This is a genomic window from Streptomyces albidochromogenes (genome assembly GCF_005981925.1).
Classification (GTDB): Bacteria; Actinomycetota; Actinomycetes; order Streptomycetales; family Streptomycetaceae; genus Streptomyces; species Streptomyces albidochromogenes.
On the sequence record NZ_VBVX01000012.1, the window covers coordinates 13,046 to 29,182 of the forward strand.

Annotated in this window: 16 protein-coding genes; 7 read left to right on the forward strand and 9 right to left on the reverse strand. The window is 70.1% G+C overall.

Going from position 1 to position 16,137, the window contains the following annotated elements; translation table 11 throughout:
- Positions 1-105: 105 nt before the first annotated feature.
- A complete protein-coding gene (locus tag E2E34_RS03145; protein ID WP_138900348.1) occupies positions 106-711 on the reverse strand; it encodes a hypothetical protein in 606 nt (201 codons plus the stop codon).
- A 558-nt stretch (positions 712-1,269) separates the two neighbouring features.
- Between E2E34_RS03145 and E2E34_RS03150 the strand changes: the two genes are divergently transcribed.
- The gene (locus E2E34_RS03150; protein WP_244315482.1) at positions 1,270-2,361 is read left to right on the forward strand and encodes a PP2C family protein-serine/threonine phosphatase; all 1,092 of its coding nucleotides are present in this window, start codon (positions 1,270-1,272) and stop codon (positions 2,359-2,361) included.
- A gap of 137 nt (positions 2,362-2,498) precedes the next feature.
- On the opposite strand, the gene E2E34_RS03155 is transcribed toward E2E34_RS03150, so the two are convergent.
- Complete coding sequence (locus E2E34_RS03155; RefSeq protein ID WP_208765130.1) at positions 2,499-2,891, reverse strand: MerR family transcriptional regulator; 393 nt, start codon at positions 2,889-2,891, stop codon at positions 2,499-2,501.
- 400 nt (positions 2,892-3,291) lie between these two features.
- Here E2E34_RS03155 and E2E34_RS03160 point away from each other — a divergent pair, with 400 nt between their 5' ends.
- A complete protein-coding gene (locus E2E34_RS03160; protein ID WP_138900349.1) occupies positions 3,292-4,794 on the forward strand; it encodes a SulP family inorganic anion transporter in 1,503 nt (500 codons plus the stop codon).
- A 188-nt stretch (positions 4,795-4,982) separates the two neighbouring features.
- On the opposite strand, the gene E2E34_RS03165 is transcribed toward E2E34_RS03160, so the two are convergent.
- Entirely contained in the window at positions 4,983-5,732 is a 750-nt protein-coding gene (locus tag E2E34_RS03165) for an SDR family oxidoreductase (RefSeq protein ID WP_138900350.1), read from the reverse strand.
- A gap of 688 nt (positions 5,733-6,420) precedes the next feature.
- Between E2E34_RS03165 and E2E34_RS03170 the strand changes: the two genes are divergently transcribed.
- Positions 6,421-7,611 carry an NAD(P)/FAD-dependent oxidoreductase gene (locus E2E34_RS03170; RefSeq protein WP_138900351.1) on the forward strand — a complete coding sequence of 397 codons (1,191 nt, stop codon included), beginning with the start codon at positions 6,421-6,423 and terminating at the stop codon, positions 7,609-7,611.
- A 10-nt stretch (positions 7,612-7,621) separates the two neighbouring features.
- Positions 7,622-8,560 (forward strand): sigma-70 family RNA polymerase sigma factor, encoded by a 939-nt coding sequence (locus E2E34_RS03175; RefSeq protein ID WP_138900352.1) that lies wholly within the window; start codon positions 7,622-7,624, stop codon positions 8,558-8,560.
- Between the two features lie 117 nt (positions 8,561-8,677).
- Here E2E34_RS03175 and E2E34_RS03180 read toward each other — a convergent pair whose 3' ends face one another.
- From E2E34_RS03180 to E2E34_RS03200, 5 genes are all read right to left on the reverse strand, one after another.
- Positions 8,678-9,100 (reverse strand): DUF6924 domain-containing protein, encoded by a 423-nt coding sequence (locus E2E34_RS03180; protein WP_138900353.1) that lies wholly within the window; start codon positions 9,098-9,100, stop codon positions 8,678-8,680.
- A gap of 87 nt (positions 9,101-9,187) precedes the next feature.
- On the reverse strand, positions 9,188-9,541 hold the full coding sequence (locus E2E34_RS03185) for an MmcQ/YjbR family DNA-binding protein (protein WP_138900354.1): 354 nt from the start codon (positions 9,539-9,541) through the stop codon (positions 9,188-9,190).
- A 154-nt stretch (positions 9,542-9,695) separates the two neighbouring features.
- Entirely contained in the window at positions 9,696-10,073 is a 378-nt protein-coding gene (locus tag E2E34_RS03190; protein ID WP_138900355.1) for a hypothetical protein, read from the reverse strand.
- Positions 10,070-10,657: a TetR/AcrR family transcriptional regulator gene (locus E2E34_RS03195; RefSeq protein WP_138900356.1), complete on the reverse strand. Its 588-nt coding sequence runs from the start codon at positions 10,655-10,657 to the stop codon at positions 10,070-10,072. The genes E2E34_RS03190 and E2E34_RS03195 overlap by 4 nt, the downstream gene beginning before the upstream one ends.
- A gap of 135 nt (positions 10,658-10,792) precedes the next feature.
- Entirely contained in the window at positions 10,793-11,386 is a 594-nt protein-coding gene (locus tag E2E34_RS03200) for a hypothetical protein (RefSeq protein ID WP_138900357.1), read from the reverse strand.
- 286 nt (positions 11,387-11,672) lie between these two features.
- Here E2E34_RS03200 and E2E34_RS03205 point away from each other — a divergent pair, with 286 nt between their 5' ends.
- Together E2E34_RS03205 and E2E34_RS03210 are read left to right on the forward strand one after the other, a co-directional pair.
- The gene (locus tag E2E34_RS03205) at positions 11,673-12,275 is read left to right on the forward strand and encodes a hypothetical protein (protein ID WP_138900358.1); all 603 of its coding nucleotides are present in this window, start codon (positions 11,673-11,675) and stop codon (positions 12,273-12,275) included.
- A 317-nt stretch (positions 12,276-12,592) separates the two neighbouring features.
- Positions 12,593-13,036, forward strand: a complete 444-nt coding sequence (locus tag E2E34_RS03210; protein ID WP_244315483.1) for a hypothetical protein — start codon at positions 12,593-12,595, stop codon at positions 13,034-13,036.
- A 130-nt stretch (positions 13,037-13,166) separates the two neighbouring features.
- Here E2E34_RS03210 and E2E34_RS03215 read toward each other — a convergent pair whose 3' ends face one another.
- Positions 13,167-13,394, reverse strand: coding sequence for a hypothetical protein (locus E2E34_RS03215; RefSeq protein WP_138900360.1), 228 nt, complete (start codon positions 13,392-13,394; stop codon positions 13,167-13,169).
- Between the two features lie 146 nt (positions 13,395-13,540).
- On the opposite strand from E2E34_RS03215, the gene E2E34_RS03220 reads away from it, so the two are divergent.
- Positions 13,541-16,027, forward strand: coding sequence for an XRE family transcriptional regulator (locus tag E2E34_RS03220; RefSeq protein WP_138900361.1), 2,487 nt, complete (start codon positions 13,541-13,543; stop codon positions 16,025-16,027).
- Positions 16,028-16,137: the final 110 nt, after the last annotated feature.

Consider the following 16,137-nt stretch of genomic DNA (forward strand, 5'->3'; position numbering starts at 1 on the left):
TCGACACAACGAAGCCCGACCACGTGCCTGACCGACGGCTGTCGAGTCGTGGATGAGTGGAGCCGGCCGCTTCGCCTACGCGAGGCGGCCGGCTCCGGGCGAGGCTCAGTAGAGCTTGTTGACAGCCGTCGCAGTGGTCGCCTTGAAGTCCGCCACCTGAGCGTGGGCGAAGGTACCCATCTGGGCCCACCGGACAAACGTCACGGTCCTGCCGTCCCGGCCCACCGAGAACAGGCTGACGTCGGAGGAGCCCCAGTCGGACACGGTGTGCAGACCGTGGACGGTGGCGCCCTCCTCGACATGGATCTTGCCGTAGCTCTTCTGGGTCGCGGTGAGGTCGGGGTTCTCCGCCATGAGCCGCTCGGCACAGTCGGCGATCTTCCGACGCAGCAGGCTCGCGAACGCCTTGGCCCGCTGCTCGTCGCGCTCGACCACGGTGACCTGCGAGCCGTTGGTGTCGTACTCGGTCCAGTACTCGCGGTGGCTGGAGATGGACGGCAGCGCCTCTCCCACGCAGACCGGCGGGTGTTCGGGCTGTCCCGCGGTGACCGGGCCGGTGTACCAGGCCGAGGTCGGGTGGGGCGGCATCTCGGCCGGCTCCAGGAACCGGGGAGAGCCGGCCGCCGTCGCGGGAGCGGCGGCCAGTGTGACCGCGGTCCCGGCGGCCAGCGCGGCCAGCACGAGTCGGGTACCGCGTGTGCGAAGGTTCATCATTCCCCCATGCGTTGCTGTCGAGACGACCGGTTGCGGAGGGCGGGACTCAGTCGAGCGGCCCCGCCGGAACGCTTCTGGTCATTACAGCTTGTACGACCCGCTACGGGGCCCTTTCGTTGCCCTGCGCCCTTGCTACAGCTACGTCAGGAATGTCACCAGAGCGCAACGCCCTGCACCGCTCGACCAATGTGGGGACCGGCGAGCGCTACGGAGGCCCCTGGCTTGGCCGATCTGTGGGGGTTCGAGGCGAAGCCTGCCGCCCTGTTGGAGGTGGGGGCGCGGGTACGGCGTTTCAGCCCCAGACGCTTGCGCGGGGCTGGCCCGTCCGGCCGGATACGCTCGCGACGTCATCGGCGAACGCTGCCCTGAGAGGTGAACGAAGCCACGCTCGGCATCGACGACGACCGCGGCGCCGGCTGCGGCGCGTGGAGCGGACACAGCCGGTGCGGGCGACGCGTCGGCATCCGGGAACGGAATGAGGAGCTCGGGCATCGCGACCTGCTGGACTCTTTCCTCAGAGCGCTTTGCCCTCGTTGCCCGGATAGTCTGTGAAATGTGATCGAGTCTGGACGGCCGCAGCTCCGTAGGCGCTCCGGTACGGGAAGCCTTGTGCGGCTGTCGCCGGTCATCCTGACCGTCGTCATCGCCAGCCTGGCATACGCCACTCCCCCGGAAATGGCCTTCAGCCGCCTCCTGCCGGCGGCGCCGGCCCTCGCCGCCGCCATGTGGCCCGTACTACCCACCGTCCTGCTCGGAACGGTCTGCCTCTTTCTGATGATCGGCCTCAGTCTCGTCTTCCCCGGCCTGGGGACGTGGTGGACGGCCGCGGGAATCATCGCGGTTACCGTGGCCGCCGCGTACGGAAGCCATGTCCGGCTCCAGCGGGAGCGCACGCTCTTCCAGGTACGGCTCGTCGCCGACGCGGCGCAGCAGGTGGTGCTGAGCCCCATGCCTCGCCGCTTCGGCAGCATCGAGATCGAGTCGCTGTATCTCGCAGCCGCGGCGGAGGCCCGCATCGGCGGTGATTTCTACGAGGTGGTCGACACGCCGTACGGGGTCAGGCTGCTCATCGGTGACGTGCGGGGCAAGGGCCTGCCGGCCGTGGGGGCGGCCGCGGCGATCGTCAACGCCTTCCGGGAGGCGGCCTACGGCGAGAGGGACATGGTCAACGTCGCACGCCGGCTGGACGTCAGCAGCACCCGCTACAACGCCGCCTTTCCCCCCGAGGGGCCGATGGAGCGCTTCGCCACCGCCCTTCTCGTCGAGATCCCGCACGAGGGCAGACGTATCGGCATCCTCAACTGCGGACACCCCCCGCCACTGCTCCTGCACCGCGGAGAACTCCGCGCCCTCGAGCCGGCCACGCCCTCCCCGCTGCTCAGCCTCGCGGAGTTGATCGGTGGCCAGTACACCGTGGACACCTTCGACTTCGCCCCCAACGACCTGCTGCTTCTCTACACCGACGGGATCGCCGAGGCCCGCGCCCGCGACGGCGAGTTCTTCCCGCTGGCAGCTTGGCTGCGCCGCCAGCCCCCGACACCGCCCCGCGAACTGCTCGCGGCTCTTCACCGCGATCTCCTCCGCTACAGCAGAGGACGCCTTGACGACGACATCGCCGCCCTGGCCGTACGCCTGTACGAGCCCTGAGGCATGTAGTCCGAGGGTGGTCCCGCTGGGACGGCGGCTGCCATGACGCGGAGGCAGGAGCGTTGCGGGGTAGCCGAAGGCGTGGTGGTCGGTCACCAGAAGCCGGCTTTCCTTCGATGAGCTCCCGCAACGGGTGCTCACCCGCGCAGGCGGGCGCCGAGCGTGGCGGCGAAGTCCTCGGCGCGGGCCAGCTGTACGCGCAACTTGTCGACCTGCTCGGTGGCGGCCTGCTCGTACGCGCGCACGCGGTCCACTAGGGCCTCGCGCTCGCGGACCTCGAGGCCGCTCCCGCTGTCCAGGCGGTCGGTGGCGTCCAGGAGGTCACGCATCTGGTCGAGGGTGAAGCCGAGCGGCTTCATGCGGCGGACGACCATGAGCCGCTGCACGTCGGTCTCGGTGTAGAGGCGGAATCCGCCCTGGGAGCGGGCTGAAGGGACGACCAACCCGGTCTCCTCGTAGTGCCGGATGGTGCGCAGGGACAGCTCCGTCCGCGCTGCGACTTCGCCGATCTGCATGCGTTTGCCGTCCACGCCGGTGTCCTGCCTTCTCGTCCTGCCGGGTCCGCGTCCCGTGCCTCCCGGCCAATCTCTACCCTAACGTTAGGGTAGAGTCACGGGATCACGGGAGCCCTTCGGCCCCCGCCATTACTGTTCCGGGGCCGATGGCGACCTCGGCGAAGACCCGATTCTTGCAGGAGAGAGCGTGCGCGAGCCCATCACGCGGATCGCCGCCGCCTGCCCGCCGTGATCCCTCATCCCCGATGTGAGCCGCTCAGTCGTGTCCGCGCGTAGGTCCCGGCTCTGTCCCTCCTTCGACTTCCGGCCCGCTTCGGCGAGCCGTCCGCGGGGCGCCGGCCCGGCTCCTCCGCGTTCTCCCGCATGCCCCTGCCTGCCCGAGGGGCCTGCCCGAGCACGACAGGTGTCTGCTTCCTTGTCCCCTTCCGTTGCGTCCCCAGCCGCGCGGCTGCGCGGGCTTCGCCCCGACTGGCTGAACAACCCGAAGGTGTGGCGTACCGAGGTGCTGGCCGGCCTGGTCGTCGCCCTCGCCCTGATCCCGGAGGCGATCTCGTTCTCGATCATCGCCGGTGTCGACCCGGCGGTCGGTCTGTTCGCCTCGTTCACCATGGCCGTGGTCGTTTCGATCGTCGGCGGCCGCAGAGCGATGATCTCGGCGGCCACCGGTGCCGTCGCGCTCGTGATCGCCCCGCTCAACCGTGAGCACGGTTTCGGCTACCTGGTCGCCGCCGTCATCCTGGCCGGTGTCATCCAGGTCTCGCTCGGCGCTCTCGGGGTGGCGAAACTGATGCGGTTCGTGCCGCGCTCGGTGATGGTCGGGTTCGTCAACGCCCTCGCCATCCTGGTCTTCATGGCCCAGGTCCCCGAGATGTACGACGTTCCCTGGGCGGTGTATCCGCTGATCGCGGCCGGTCTGGCGCTGATGGTGTTCTTCCCGAAGGTCACCACCGTGATCCCGGCGCCGCTGGTGTCCATCGTGATCCTGACCGTCATCACCGTCGCGGCCGGGATAGCGGTCCCGGCTGTCGGCGACAAGGGCGCTCTGCCCTCCTCGCTGCCGGTGCCGAGCCTTCCGGACGTGCCCTTCACTCCGGACACCCTGACGACGATCGCACCGTACGCGTTCGCGATGGCGCTGGTCGGGCTGATGGAGTCGCTGATGACCGCCAAGCTGGTCGACGACATCACCGACACCCACTCCTCCAAGACCCGCGAGTCCATCGGCCAGGGCATCGCCAACATCGTCACCGGCTTCTTCGGCGGCATGGGCGGCTGCGCCGTGATCGGCCAGACCATGATCAACGTGAAGGTCTCAGGCGCCCGCACACGCCTGTCCACCTTCCTGGCCGGCGCGTTCCTGATGGTCATGTGCATCGCGTTCGGGCCGGTCGTCTCCGACATCCCGATGGCCGCCCTGGTCGCCGTCATGGTCATGGTGTCGTTCGCGACGTTCGACTGGCACTCCATCGCCCCCAAAACTCTGAAGCGGATGCCCGCCGGGGAGATCGCCGTCATGGTCGTCACCGTGATCTGCGTGGTGGCCACCGGCAACCTCGCCGTCGGCGTCGTCGTCGGCTCCATCACCGCGATGACCATCTTCGCCAAGCGCGTCGCCCACCTCGCCAACGTCACCGCCGTCACCGACCCCGACGGCAGCACGGTGGTCTACTCCGTGACCGGCGAACTGTTCTTCGCCTCCTCCAACGACCTCGTCGGCCAGTTCAACTACGCCACCGACCCCGACAAGGTCGTCATCGACCTCTCCGCAGCCCACATCTGGGACGCCTCCTCGGTCGCCGCCCTGGACGCGATTGAGACCAAGTACGCCCAGCGCGGGAAAGCCGTGGACATCATCGGCCTGAACGATTCCAGCGCCGACCTCCACGGCAAGCTCAGCGGCGAACTCAGGAGCCACTGAACTCAGTTGTGAGCCAACTGTGCGCCCTATAAACCCTTGCCGCAGGCCGGCCGTGCATCGATGGTCCCGACCGTCGATGTGGATCAGGCATGGGGAGCCGCTCGGGCAGCCGCGCTCGACGCCAAGGGGGCTCCTCAGCTCAGGGGGGCACGCTCCTGTGCCACCCAGAACGCGCCCCCACCCATACGTCACCGTCGCACAGCAGGAAAGCGCACCGCCAGGAACTGCTCGAACGTGACCTTGCCCAGGGCCCGCTGCGGCGTCAGATGCCCACCCACCCGGAAGCCTTGGTAGGCCTTGCCGGCCAGCCGCACGTTCAGCAAGGGACGGCGCCGTCCGCTCGCGCGCAGGTAGGCCCGGGCCAGGTCGGGAAGCTCACGGACCTCGGGGCCGCCCAGGTCCGGCACCCGCCCTGCGGGCGCCCCGGCTGCGAGCTCGGCCAACCGGGCGGCCACCTCCGCCACCTCGATCGGCTGAACGGCGACACCCGCCGGGAGCGGCATGACCGGCAGCTTCGCCGAGCCCTGCACGAGTCGCAGCACCAGGTCGTGGAACTGCGTCGTGCGCAGTACGGTCCAGCCGAGCCCGGACTCCTCGATCAGCCTCTCGACAGCGAGCTTGCTTCGGTAGTAGCCGAGCGGCACCCGGTCGATGCCGACGATCGAGATGTACACCAGATGCCGCACCCCGGCCCGGCGGGCCGCTTCGATCAGATGGCGTGCCGCCTGCTCGTCGCCGCCGCGCGGGGTGGTCGCGCAGTGCACGACGGTGTCCACCCCCGCGACGGCCTCGGCCAGCCCCTTTCCCTCGCGCAGGTCGACGGCGTACGGCCGCGAGTGTCGGCTCAGCACGCGCACCTCGTGGCCGTCCGTGCGCAGCCGCTCGGTCACGAGCCGGCCGAGCGTTCCCGTGCCGCCGGTCACCAGGATCGTCGTCATCGCAGTACTCCCCTTCGGTGGGCCTGCGCTCCCCGCGAGCGCGCATGTCGTTCGATGAGAACCCATCAGCACCCAAGAATGTGACAGGCCCTCGTGTCGGCACTCACATCGGGGGTCATGCCCTCAGCAACCCCCACGGCAGAACCGTGGGCCGACGAGAGCGAGTTCGTCCTGGTCCCCACAGGTACACCGCAGCGCGTGTCACCTTCGCCGGCATCGACCGTCTGCGTGTCCGCTCCAGGCGGGGTCGCCAACGCGCTGGAGGTCGTCGTGCCGCGCCCCGTCTGGAGAAACGGAGCGGCAGCGCGGCCGCCGTCAGAAGCGGACTGGACACCCCATCGGGCAGCCGCGTGATCCGATGGAGAGGGGCCGCGAACTCCATCCCGCAACGGTCAGTCAGGGAGCGGTGAGTGGGACGGTGATGGCGAGGTGGCCGCCATGGTCGGAGCCGAGGGGTGCCGAGCGCGTTCATACGGGTGGCCAGGTGGGTGATCACGCGGCTGGTGATGAGCTGCCGGGATGTCGGCGCGCTCCTTGAGCCGGACGTGGGTGGAACGCCGTACAGCGAGAGCGCCTGCCGGGCTCAGCCGTACGCCTTGCGCAAGTGACTCACGTCACACTCGGCTCCTGTCAGCAATCGCGGCGCCGTCTCGTTCAAGGGGCACGCGAACGAGACAGGAGCAACGCCATGAAGCACCGCATCGTCGTACTCGGCGCCGGGTACGCCGGGGCTTTCGCCGCCGGAAGCCTGGCCCGCCGGCTCTCCCCCGCCGACACCGAGATCACCGTCGTCAACGCCGTGCCCGACTTCGTTGAGCGGATGCGACTGCACCAGCTCGCGATCGGCCAGGACCTCGCGTTCCGCAAGCTCACCGACATATTCGCCGGCACCGGCGTGCGGCTGCGCCTGGCGCGCGTCACCGGCGTCGACCCCGAGCGCCGGACGGTCGCCGTGACGGGAGAGGACGGCGACGGCGAGCTCGCGTACGACACCCTTCTCTACGCGCTCGGCAGTTCCGTGGCCCACCATGACGTCCCCGGCGTGGCCGAGTACGCCTTCGATGTGACGGGCCGGTCCTCGGCGCTGCGTCTGCGCGAGCGCCTGGCCGACCTGGGCGAGGGCGCCACCGTACTGGTCGTCGGTGAGGGGCTGACCGGCATAGAGACCGCCACCGAGTTCGCCGAGTCCCGGCCCGATCTCTCGGTCGCGCTCGCCGCCCGCGGCGAGCTGGGCGCCTGGCTCTCCCCGAGGGCCCGCCGTCACCTGCGCCGGTCCTTCGACCGGTTCGGCATCACCGCCCACGAGCACACCCGCATCGAGGCCGTCGAGCCGACACGGGCGATAGCCGCCGACGGTACGTCCGTCCCGGCCGACGTGACCGTGTGGTCGGCCGGGTTCGCCGTACACCCCATCGCGGCCGCCAGCGGCCTGGAGGTCGCGGAAACCGGTCAGATCGTCGTCGACCGCACCATGCGCTCCGTCTCGCACCCGGACGTGTACGCCGCCGGTGACTGCGCCTACGCGATCGGCGAGAACGGCCGGCCACTGCCGATGTCCTGCGCCTCGGCCGGCTTCACCAACATGCAGGCGACCGCTGCGATCATCGCGCGGCTGACAGGCGGCGAGGTCCCGAGCGTCGGGCTGAAGTACTACGGGAACCACATCAGCCTCGGGCGGCGAGACGCGATCTTCCAGATGGTGGATGCAGAGGTCCGGTCGAAGTCCTGGTTCCTGGGCGGCCGGACCGCTGCGCGGCTGAAGTCAGGCGTGCTCAAGGGGGCCGGGTGGAGCATCGCCCATCCGACGTTCGGCATGCCGAAGCGCAAGCGCCGCCTGGCGACCGCGCCGAGCCGGGCCGGTCTGCGGGTCGCCGCATAGATTGTTCGGCATGGACAACGCAGCCATCGATCGGTTCGAGGCCAGCCGGGGCCGGCTGGCCTCGCTCGCGTACCGTCTGCTCGGCTCGGCCGTCGACGCCGAGGACGCCGTGCAGGACACGTTCCTGCGCTGGCAGGCCGCAGACCGCGAACGCGTGGAGGTGCCGGAAGCGTGGCTGACCAAGGTCGTCACCAATCTCTGCCTCGACCGGCTCCGCTCGGCGCAGGCGCGCCACGAGCGAGCGGTTGGTGCCTGGCTGCCCGAGCCGCTCCTCGAGGGTGACCCGATGCTCGACCCGGCCGATACGTTCGAGCAACGCGAATCGGTGTCCCTGGCCGTACTGACCCTCTTGGAGCGCCTCTCGCCGGTCGAGCGGGCCGTCTATGTCCTGCGGGAGGCTTTCTCCTACAGCCACGCCGAGATCGCCGGGATCCTCGACATCACCGAGTCGGCGAGCCAGCAGCATGTCCATCGGGCCCGGATCCGGGTCACCGCCGAGCGTCGCCGTGGCGGTGAGGCCGACCCCGCGGCCGCACGCCGGGTCGTCGAGGAGTTCCTCGCCGCCGCCACGTCAGGGCGCACCGAACGGCTGGTGGCGCTGCTCACCGACGACGTGACGGCGGTCTCGGACGGCGCCGGACTGGCCAAGCGGCTGCTGCGGTACAAGACGCGCGAACGGGTCGCCTCCTATGTACGGATCGGCTTCAAGCCCACGCCGGCGAAGCGACGGCTGGCCGGCGGCGACCCCACCTTCCACAGCGCCCTGGTCAACGGCTCCCCGGCCGTCCTCGCCGTGGTCGACGACCGGGTCGTGGGCGTCGTGGTGTTCGAAGTCAGCGACGGCAAGGTCGCGTCCTTGCGCGGCATCGCCGCCGCGGCCCGGCTCGCGCGCCTCAACGAAGCCTGGCGGCAGTACGAACCCGACGCGCCGGTCATCGACGCATGGTGACCAGAGCCGGGCTCAAGGGTCATCCCGCGACGCTGACGCTGGTCGTCGGGCGGACCTTCGGCTGGTCGCCGGCGCGGCAGACAACTCGGGGCCCGGACGGGCCGCGACGAGAAGGCGTCAGGTCTTGTCGAAGCCGCGGAAGGTCCGTGATCCGTCAACAGCGTCGGCGAACTCCGCGAAGTCCATGTTGGCGATGCTGAGGTTGGCTGAGATGTCAGGGAACGACCGAGCGGGAACCCTGAACGTCCGCCCAGGCTCGTCCGAGAGGTCCACGGCCAGGAGTGGGTGCCCAGGTTCCTTCATCGTGGCTGCGTCTGCCAGAAACATGTAGATGATCTGGTCGTCTTCGTCCGCAGCAGCCTCTTCGGCCATCAGTGCCTGGACCCCCACGCCGGCAAAGCGAAGCTCGCTGACATACGTGGCATGGGGGTGCCCGCCAGCCGCGCCGAGTGCGGCTCGAACCGCGTCCCAGGCTCCCTCGTCACCGAAGTCGGTACGCAGGACCAGCGAGGTCAGATCATCGGGCTGAGGCAGAGGCATTTCCTGATCCTCTCACCCGGCCCTGGCACCGACCGTCACCAGACCGGGCGCTCACCGCAGGGGCGGAGATCCTCAAGCGATCCGCGTTTACCCGCCCGGTCGCAGGTCGGGGTTCTGCTCGGTCAGCCGATCCGGCGCTGCTTGCCTCCAGGAGTCAACGAGGATGCCGCGTAGTTCTTCCAGGTCCTCCAGCGCGGCAAGCCGTACCCGGACCCATGCCGAACTCGCCTCGTGCTGCGGCACCCAGAACTTGTCCGGCTCTGAGGCGATCAGTTCCGTACGCTCGTGCCTCGGGCAGCGCACCGCGAACGATGTCTGGTCGTCGGGGATCGTGACGTACATCTTCCCGGCAACACGGAAGGTCGGGATACTCCATGCTTCCTTCTCCACCGTCTCGGGAAAGGACAGGGCGATACGGCGGACGTCATATGCGTCGATCATGGCTACTACGGTAGCCAGCGGCACTGACAGGCCGGTTCCTCACGAGGGCGGGCATCCTGTCTTCCGCACGACGTGCAGCGGCTGACGCCCGGGCCCCCGGCCGACGACGTGCCAGCGCTGAGCCACCGGATCCGAAACGGCCGAGCCGCAGCCATCACGCTGCTCCAGCCGCCGCCAGCACCGCCACCGGCAACAGCAGCATCCATTGCGGCAGACGCAGCAGCGGCTTCGACCAACTGGCCGCCACGGACACAGCGAGAAAGATGCCCGAGTAGGCGACGAAGTGGGCGGCCAGAAGCCAGGCGATGGTGTCGCCGCCGGGGCGGTTGCCCAGGGACAGCCAGATCAGGGCAGCAGCGGCCAGAATCAGGTCGGCGGTGACCATGTGCCAGACCGCGTGCAGGACACGGCGGGGCTCGTCGGAGATGGTGCCGGCAAGCAGCGGCCGAACGACATCCCGACCGCCCGCCACGGCGTGGATGGCGGCGACCGCGCCGGCGGTTGTGCCGGCGGCGAGGAACCAGGCGTTCATCGAGACTCGATTCCGCGGCCGACGAGGGCCGCCAGTTGCGCGGCCAGCCGCGGGTTCGGCTGCTCGCCCACCAGGCCGACATGGAAGAAGATGGCGCCGGCCAGCGTGTCGAGGACCAGGTCGACCGGCAGGCCGGGGTCGGCTTCCCCACGCTGTACGGCTCGCTCGAACAGCCCCACCAGGCCGGCTTTGGCCGGGGCCAGGAACTCGGATCGGATGCGGGCCTGCAACTCCGGGCTGGCGGCGAAGTCGGCCAGCAGGCCCGGCAGGGCGGCCGCGGCGGCCGGAGCCGAGAACTCCTGAACGAGTTCCTCCAGCAGGGCGGTCAGATCGCCGGCCAGACTGCCGGTATCCGGCACTGGAGCGGCTTCGGTCTCGGTGAAGACCGCCTCGTACACGAGCTCGGCCTTGCCCGACCAACGGCGGTAGACGGTGTCCTTGCCGACGCCGGCCCGAGCCGCCACCGCACCGATGGAGGTGGCGGCGTAACCGAGTTCGGCCACCAGCTCGGCCGCGGCGGTCAGGATCGCCTGGTGGGCGCGGCTGTCTCTGGGACGCCCACGAGGGGCGCTGGGAAGCGTCACACGAATTACTATACGGGACGACCCGTTGGGTTAATAGCCGGGTGTGGGTAACCAGGAGGGGATGCACCCCTCGCGACCATTGCAGCCGGACAGCGAGATCCTGCGGCTGCCCGGGCTGCTGTCGGCGGACCAGCCTTACGTGGGGGGCGTGACAACGGAGCGCTGAAGCTCCAGGATGACCGCCGTTCCGGCCAGGGATCGGTCCTCGTGCATGGTGATGACCTGGCCGGGCAGAAGGCGTCGCCACTGGGAAGGGTCGAGAGGAGCGAGTCGTACCGAGGCTCGCCCACCGGGCTCCAGGAAGGGTGTGCGCTCCACCCAGAGCCGTGCGATGTTGAGCGCCGGCTCGCCGGTCGGGGTCCGGTTTCCTATGCTCCACATCGGGCGCAGGACGCCAGGTCCTGCAATGGGCGTCTGTCGCCGGGCATCGGCGGCCGGGCGGAGGGTGAGATCCGCTCGGATGACGCCGTTTCGAGTCTCATAGGAACGCCAATGACACCAAGCCGCACTGACCTCGAACCGCATCTGCTCGGCCGCGGTCGCCAGGGTCTCCCAGAAGCTGAGGGGAAGGGGCTGGACGTCACCGAGTTCCTCCAGCAGGCCGAGAGCCACTTCCCACTCGTCGTGCGTGAGGTACTCCCAGACATCGTTCACCGTGATGTCGTTCTCGGTCGCGATCTCCTCGGGCACCAGCAAGGAAGCGGCTTCCAGGAGCCTGGGGACGTCCATGCCCCTGATTCTGGACCTCCGCTGCCGTAACGCAGTCGCCGGGGGCCCGGTACGAGCAACCCCGTTGGTGCACTTGGCAGCCACGGCGCTGATCCCGCTGCCCGCAGCTCGCGGCCACGAACTCTGTCACGGGCCTCGTGCCTGAGTGGGCGCCGGCCGGGACCTCGCTCAGCGCGGGACTTGACTCCAGTTGGTTCGCTTGAACCAAGCCGCCTCGCGGTCGTGTTGCCGTCGCGGCTGCTCTGTCGCGGTCGCCGGTGCGGGCCGGGCCTGGCAGGGTGCTGTCATGAACTGCGAGCCCGCGCACCCCGAACCAGTCCGCCACCACGACCAGGGCCAATGGCTGGCCCAGTTCACCAGCCGGGTCCTCGTGGTGTGCCCGCGGTGCGGTGGCCGGGCGCTCGTCGTGCCCCTGCCCCGCCTCGCGGCGCGCAGGAACTTCGGTGAACTGCTCTTCCAGCCGCGCCGCCTCACCTGCGCCGGTTGCGGCGCGGTCGCCGAATGGACGGCCGCGGAGCGGGGTGCAGGCCTGGTCGGCGCGGTGCCCGGCGGCACCGAGGACCCCTTCTTCCGGCGGCCGCTGTGGCTTCAGACCCGCTGTGCGGGGCGGATCCTGTGGGCCTACGACGAGGAGCACGTCGACGCCCTCGCTGCCTACGTCGGCGCGCGGCTGCGCGAGCGTCGCGCTTCCCCGACGAGGGGGATGTTCGCCCGGCTGCCGGCCTGGATGAAGTCCGCGGGCCACCGGGACGAGGTACTGGCGGGTCTGGCGGCCCTTCGGACCCTCGCCCGGCGCTCGACCGCGACCGACCGCTCCGACGCGGCCCACGAGCGCGGCGACCGCCCGCGCCACTACGGCACCTTGCTGTTCCGTGGCGGCCCGTTCTAGGGAACTGTCCGACGAGACGGGACGGCGCACCGGTTCGTGCCGCGCCGTTGCCGTTGCCGTTGCCGTTGCCGTTGCCAGGGGGCTGGAGCCGCGTACTCGGCGTGCCGACTGGCCAACAACCAGAAAGGCAGGCGTCATGAGTCGGACTTTGGCACCGCGTTCCTCACCCTTCAGGCGGAGGCGGATCGTCCTCGGCGTTGATCCGGACTCGTTGGCTGCCAAGACACAGTGAGGGCATGACAACTCACACGGCACACATCAACACGACAGCGACAGCGCGGCCCGTCCCCCGGTGGGCTGTCGGCGCAGCCCATGCGATGCCTCTGGTCGCCCTTCCCGTCTGCCTGTGGCGTCTGCCCATCGCCTTCGGCTACGGCATGGGCGGGGAGGTCCTGCCCCCGTCACCGTGGAACATTCCCTATGTCGTCGGACTCAGCGTTCTGTCCGAGGCGTTCGCACTGCTCAGCCTCGGCCTGGTCCGCCGGTGGGGTGAGGTGGTGCCCACCTGGGTCCCCAAGCTCGGTGGCAGACGCATACCGCCCTTCGCGGTGATCCTCCCCGCGACGATCAGTGGCCTCCTGTTCACCGCGCTGATGGTCCACTGGGCGTTCGGGGCCTTGCAGCTCGGCGGTGCTGACGGGTTCCCGTACGCCGAGGGCTGGGACGTGCTCGCGATGACGGTCAGCGGTCTGTTCACGTTGTGGGGCCCCCTGTTGCTGGCCCTGACGTTCGCGTACTACCGCCGGCGTCGGCCTCGCTGAGCCCGAAAACCCTGTGCTGACAAGACTGGAGCAGGCGGCCGCCACGGTTGAACGACTCTCAGGGCGACGACTGTCACCGCGGGCCCGTCGGCATGCTGACAGCGGATCGTCTGACATCGGGAGGCCGTGCTCAGCGGCGGCAGGCGGCCACGATGGTCAGCAGGACGAGTGCGATGGCCGCCAGTTGGAGGCATCCATGGCTGCTGCCCGGTCCCCTCCTGCGGGTCTCGACATGGCCACCCGGGGAAGTGCCGGGATGCTTGCGGGCGTAGTGCTCGACCTGCCGGCGCAGTCCCTCCGGCTCCCCCAGCCAGGGCGTCTTGAAGCTGCACTCGCCGCACCAGTAGCGGTTGGCCACGTCGGCTGCCTTTCGTCGGTGTGCGCACGGGACTCCGACGGTGACCTTTGTCATGTTCGCTGAACAGGCCGGGGAACCGGCCATCCGTGACCGGTGTCCGCCGGTAGGCTCGCCGCCGTGCCACACGGCGAGCAGGGAGACGCTCGGTGACAGAGGAACTCGGCGCGTTACTGCGCCGATTACGCGACGCTGCGAATCTGACCCAGGAACAGGTCGCCGAACGGTCCGGGGTGAGCGTGCGCACCCTTCGCCGGCTGGAGAGCGGCAGCTCCACGAACCACCGCATGGGGACGGTGAACCTGCTGGCGGACGCGCTCGACCTCGGCGAGGAAGACCGCCGACGCCTGGCGGCCACCCTTGCCGGACCGCGCAGCGGGGCCGCCTCCCGGGCGCCCGCGCCCGAAGGTCCTGACGGGTACGCACCCGGGTCGGTCGCCGCCGTAGCCGGTGCTCCTGCGCCCGGCGGGGCGCTGCCCGGGCCCGCCACGTCACCGGTGCTCGGGCGGCTGCCCGTTCACGACACGCTCGCCGCCGCCGCGCGAGAACTCGCGACGGAGGTACGCCGCCGCTGGCGCCGGGAGGAGGCGCAGCGCCGGGTCCACGACCCGTACCCCCTGCCGGTCCGGTGGGAACCGGCGCCTGGCGGTCTGACCGACAGCCCGGAGAACATCCAACGTCTGTGGCCGGGGGAGACAGCGCGCGCGTTGGACCTGGAGGGTGACCTGCGCAGCGTGTCCGACGTCTACCGTAGGATCCCGTCCGGACGACTGGCCGTCCTCGGCCGGGCCGGTTCGGGGAAGTCCGTGCTCACGATCAGGTTCGTCCTGGACCTTCTGGAGTCCCCGGTCACGCACGGCCGGGTGCCGGTCATCTTCAGCATCGGCTCCTGGGACCCAAAATCCACCGCACTGCGGGACTGGATGATCGGCCGGTTGCTGCGCGACCATCCCCACCTCGCGGCGCGTGGCCCCGGTGGGGCGACCCTGGCGGGCGCGCTCGTCGACGCCGACCTGATCCTCCCCGTCCTGGACGGGTTCGACGAGATCGCCGAAGGTCTGCGACGGGAAGCCCTGGACGCGCTCAACGCCACTTCGTCACCGCTCGTCCTCACCAGCCGTCGCGACGAGTACGCCGAAGCGGTCCGGGCCGCCCACACGCCGCTCGTCTGGGCGGCGGGCATCGTGCTCACCGACCTCACCCTGGACGACCTCGCCGGCTACCTGCCCCGTACCGCGCGTACGGTCACACGTGACAGGAGCGGAGACGACGGGGCCGCCGCGACGGTGACGGCATGGGACAAGGTCCTCGAAGAACTGCGGGCGCGGGAGAGCCCGGGGAGCGCCAACCTCGTGACAGCCCTGACCACCCCGCTCATGGTCATCCTCGCCCGTACGCTGTACAGCGACACGCCCGGCCAGGATCCCGCCGAACTCCTCGACGTCACCCGTTTCCCCACGGCGAAGAGCCTGGAGGAGCACCTGCTGGCGGGCTTCGTGCCCGCCGTCTACCGGCGTCGCGCCCCCGAGCGGGACACCGCCGGCCGGCAGCCGGGGGCGCCGGGACAGGACGCCGCGAGCGCCGAGCGCTGGCTCGGCCACCTGGCCCACCACCTCGTACGCTTCGACCGCGACCGGCACGACCTCGCGTGGTGGCAGCTCAGCGACTCGCTGTCGCGCTCGACCCGCGTCTTCGCCGTCTTCCTGGCCACCGCGCTGAGCGTCGCGCTGGCCGACTGGCTGGTCGGACTGCTGCTCACCCCGATCGGGATCGGCGAACTCCTGTTGCAGGGCGGTCTCATGGGCCCTGTGGCCGGCATCGCCTTCGGATCCGTCTACGCGGTCATGGACAGGTCCGGGGGCGGAGCGGTCGTCGAACCGACCCGAGTCCGGGTCACGCTGCGCGCTCGCCACGACGGTCTCGGCCGCCGGCCCCTGCGCACCTTCGTCATCCGGTGCGGCCACGGCCTGTTCGGTGGGGCCGTCATGGGAATCGGATGCGCCTGCGCCCTCGCGCTCGAACGCGCGCTGTACTCCGGGATGCCCCTCACCGATCCGCGCGTCATCGAGGGCACCTTGATCAACATGGTGGTCCTCGGGCTGATCTTCGGCTCGGCCGCCGGCCTCGTCTTCGGGCTCATGGCCGTACTCGAAGCGCCCGTGGACGTCACCACAGCGGCGACCCCGGTCAGCTTGCTGGCCTCGAACCGTACAACCATGGTGCGGCAGTTCCTGGTACTGGCCCCGACGCTCACGCTGGCCATCGCCTTCGGCGGGTACGTGATCGTCCAGCTGCTGCAGGGCTTGATGGGACGGCTCAACTGGGGGTTGCAGGACAGCCTGTTCATCGGGGCGGTCGGCGGGCTCGGAGGCGCGGCCTCCTATGTGCTCGCGTTCACCGCCTGGGGACAATGGTTCGTGTTCTCACGCGTGTGGCTGCCCCTGACCGGCAAGCTGCCCTGGGACCCCGCCACGTTCCTGGACGACGCATACCGGCGCGGAGTCCTGCGACAGACCGGCGCTGTGTACCAGTTCCGCCATGTCCGGCTGCAACACCACCTCGGAAACGCGTTCCGCCGACAGCACGCCGACTTCGCACCGGCCACCTTCCCGCCCCCACCGGCCGACGCCTCCTGACCTCGCGGGGGGTGCTGGACCGGCCGACCGCAGGCAGGAACGGCCCGGCAGCGGCCGTGAACGGACCCACTGGGCCTCGGCTGATGGCCGGTCACAAATGGCCGATCGTG

What these genes read in the sequence shown, in the direction of transcription:
- E2E34_RS03145 (WP_138900348.1), bottom strand. Translation starts at nt 711, where the DNA reads ATGAACCTTCGCACACGCGGTACCCGACTCGTGCTGGCCGCGCTGGCC.
- E2E34_RS03165 (WP_138900350.1), bottom strand. Translation starts at nt 5,732, where the DNA reads ATGACGACGATCCTGGTGACCGGCGGCACGGGAACGCTCGGCCGGCTC.
- E2E34_RS03170 (WP_138900351.1), top strand. Translation starts at nt 6,421, where the DNA reads ATGAAGCACCGCATCGTCGTACTCGGCGCCGGGTACGCCGGGGCTTTC.
- E2E34_RS03175 (WP_138900352.1), top strand. Translation starts at nt 7,622, where the DNA reads ATGGACAACGCAGCCATCGATCGGTTCGAGGCCAGCCGGGGCCGGCTG.
- E2E34_RS03180 (WP_138900353.1), bottom strand. Translation starts at nt 9,100, where the DNA reads ATGCCTCTGCCTCAGCCCGATGATCTGACCTCGCTGGTCCTGCGTACC.
- E2E34_RS03185 (WP_138900354.1), bottom strand. Translation starts at nt 9,541, where the DNA reads ATGATCGACGCATATGACGTCCGCCGTATCGCCCTGTCCTTTCCCGAG.
- E2E34_RS03190 (WP_138900355.1), bottom strand. Translation starts at nt 10,073, where the DNA reads ATGAACGCCTGGTTCCTCGCCGCCGGCACAACCGCCGGCGCGGTCGCC.
- E2E34_RS03200 (WP_138900357.1), bottom strand. Translation starts at nt 11,386, where the DNA reads ATGGACGTCCCCAGGCTCCTGGAAGCCGCTTCCTTGCTGGTGCCCGAG.
- E2E34_RS03205 (WP_138900358.1), top strand. Translation starts at nt 11,673, where the DNA reads ATGAACTGCGAGCCCGCGCACCCCGAACCAGTCCGCCACCACGACCAG.
- E2E34_RS03210 (WP_244315483.1), top strand. Translation starts at nt 12,593, where the DNA reads ATGCCTCTGGTCGCCCTTCCCGTCTGCCTGTGGCGTCTGCCCATCGCC.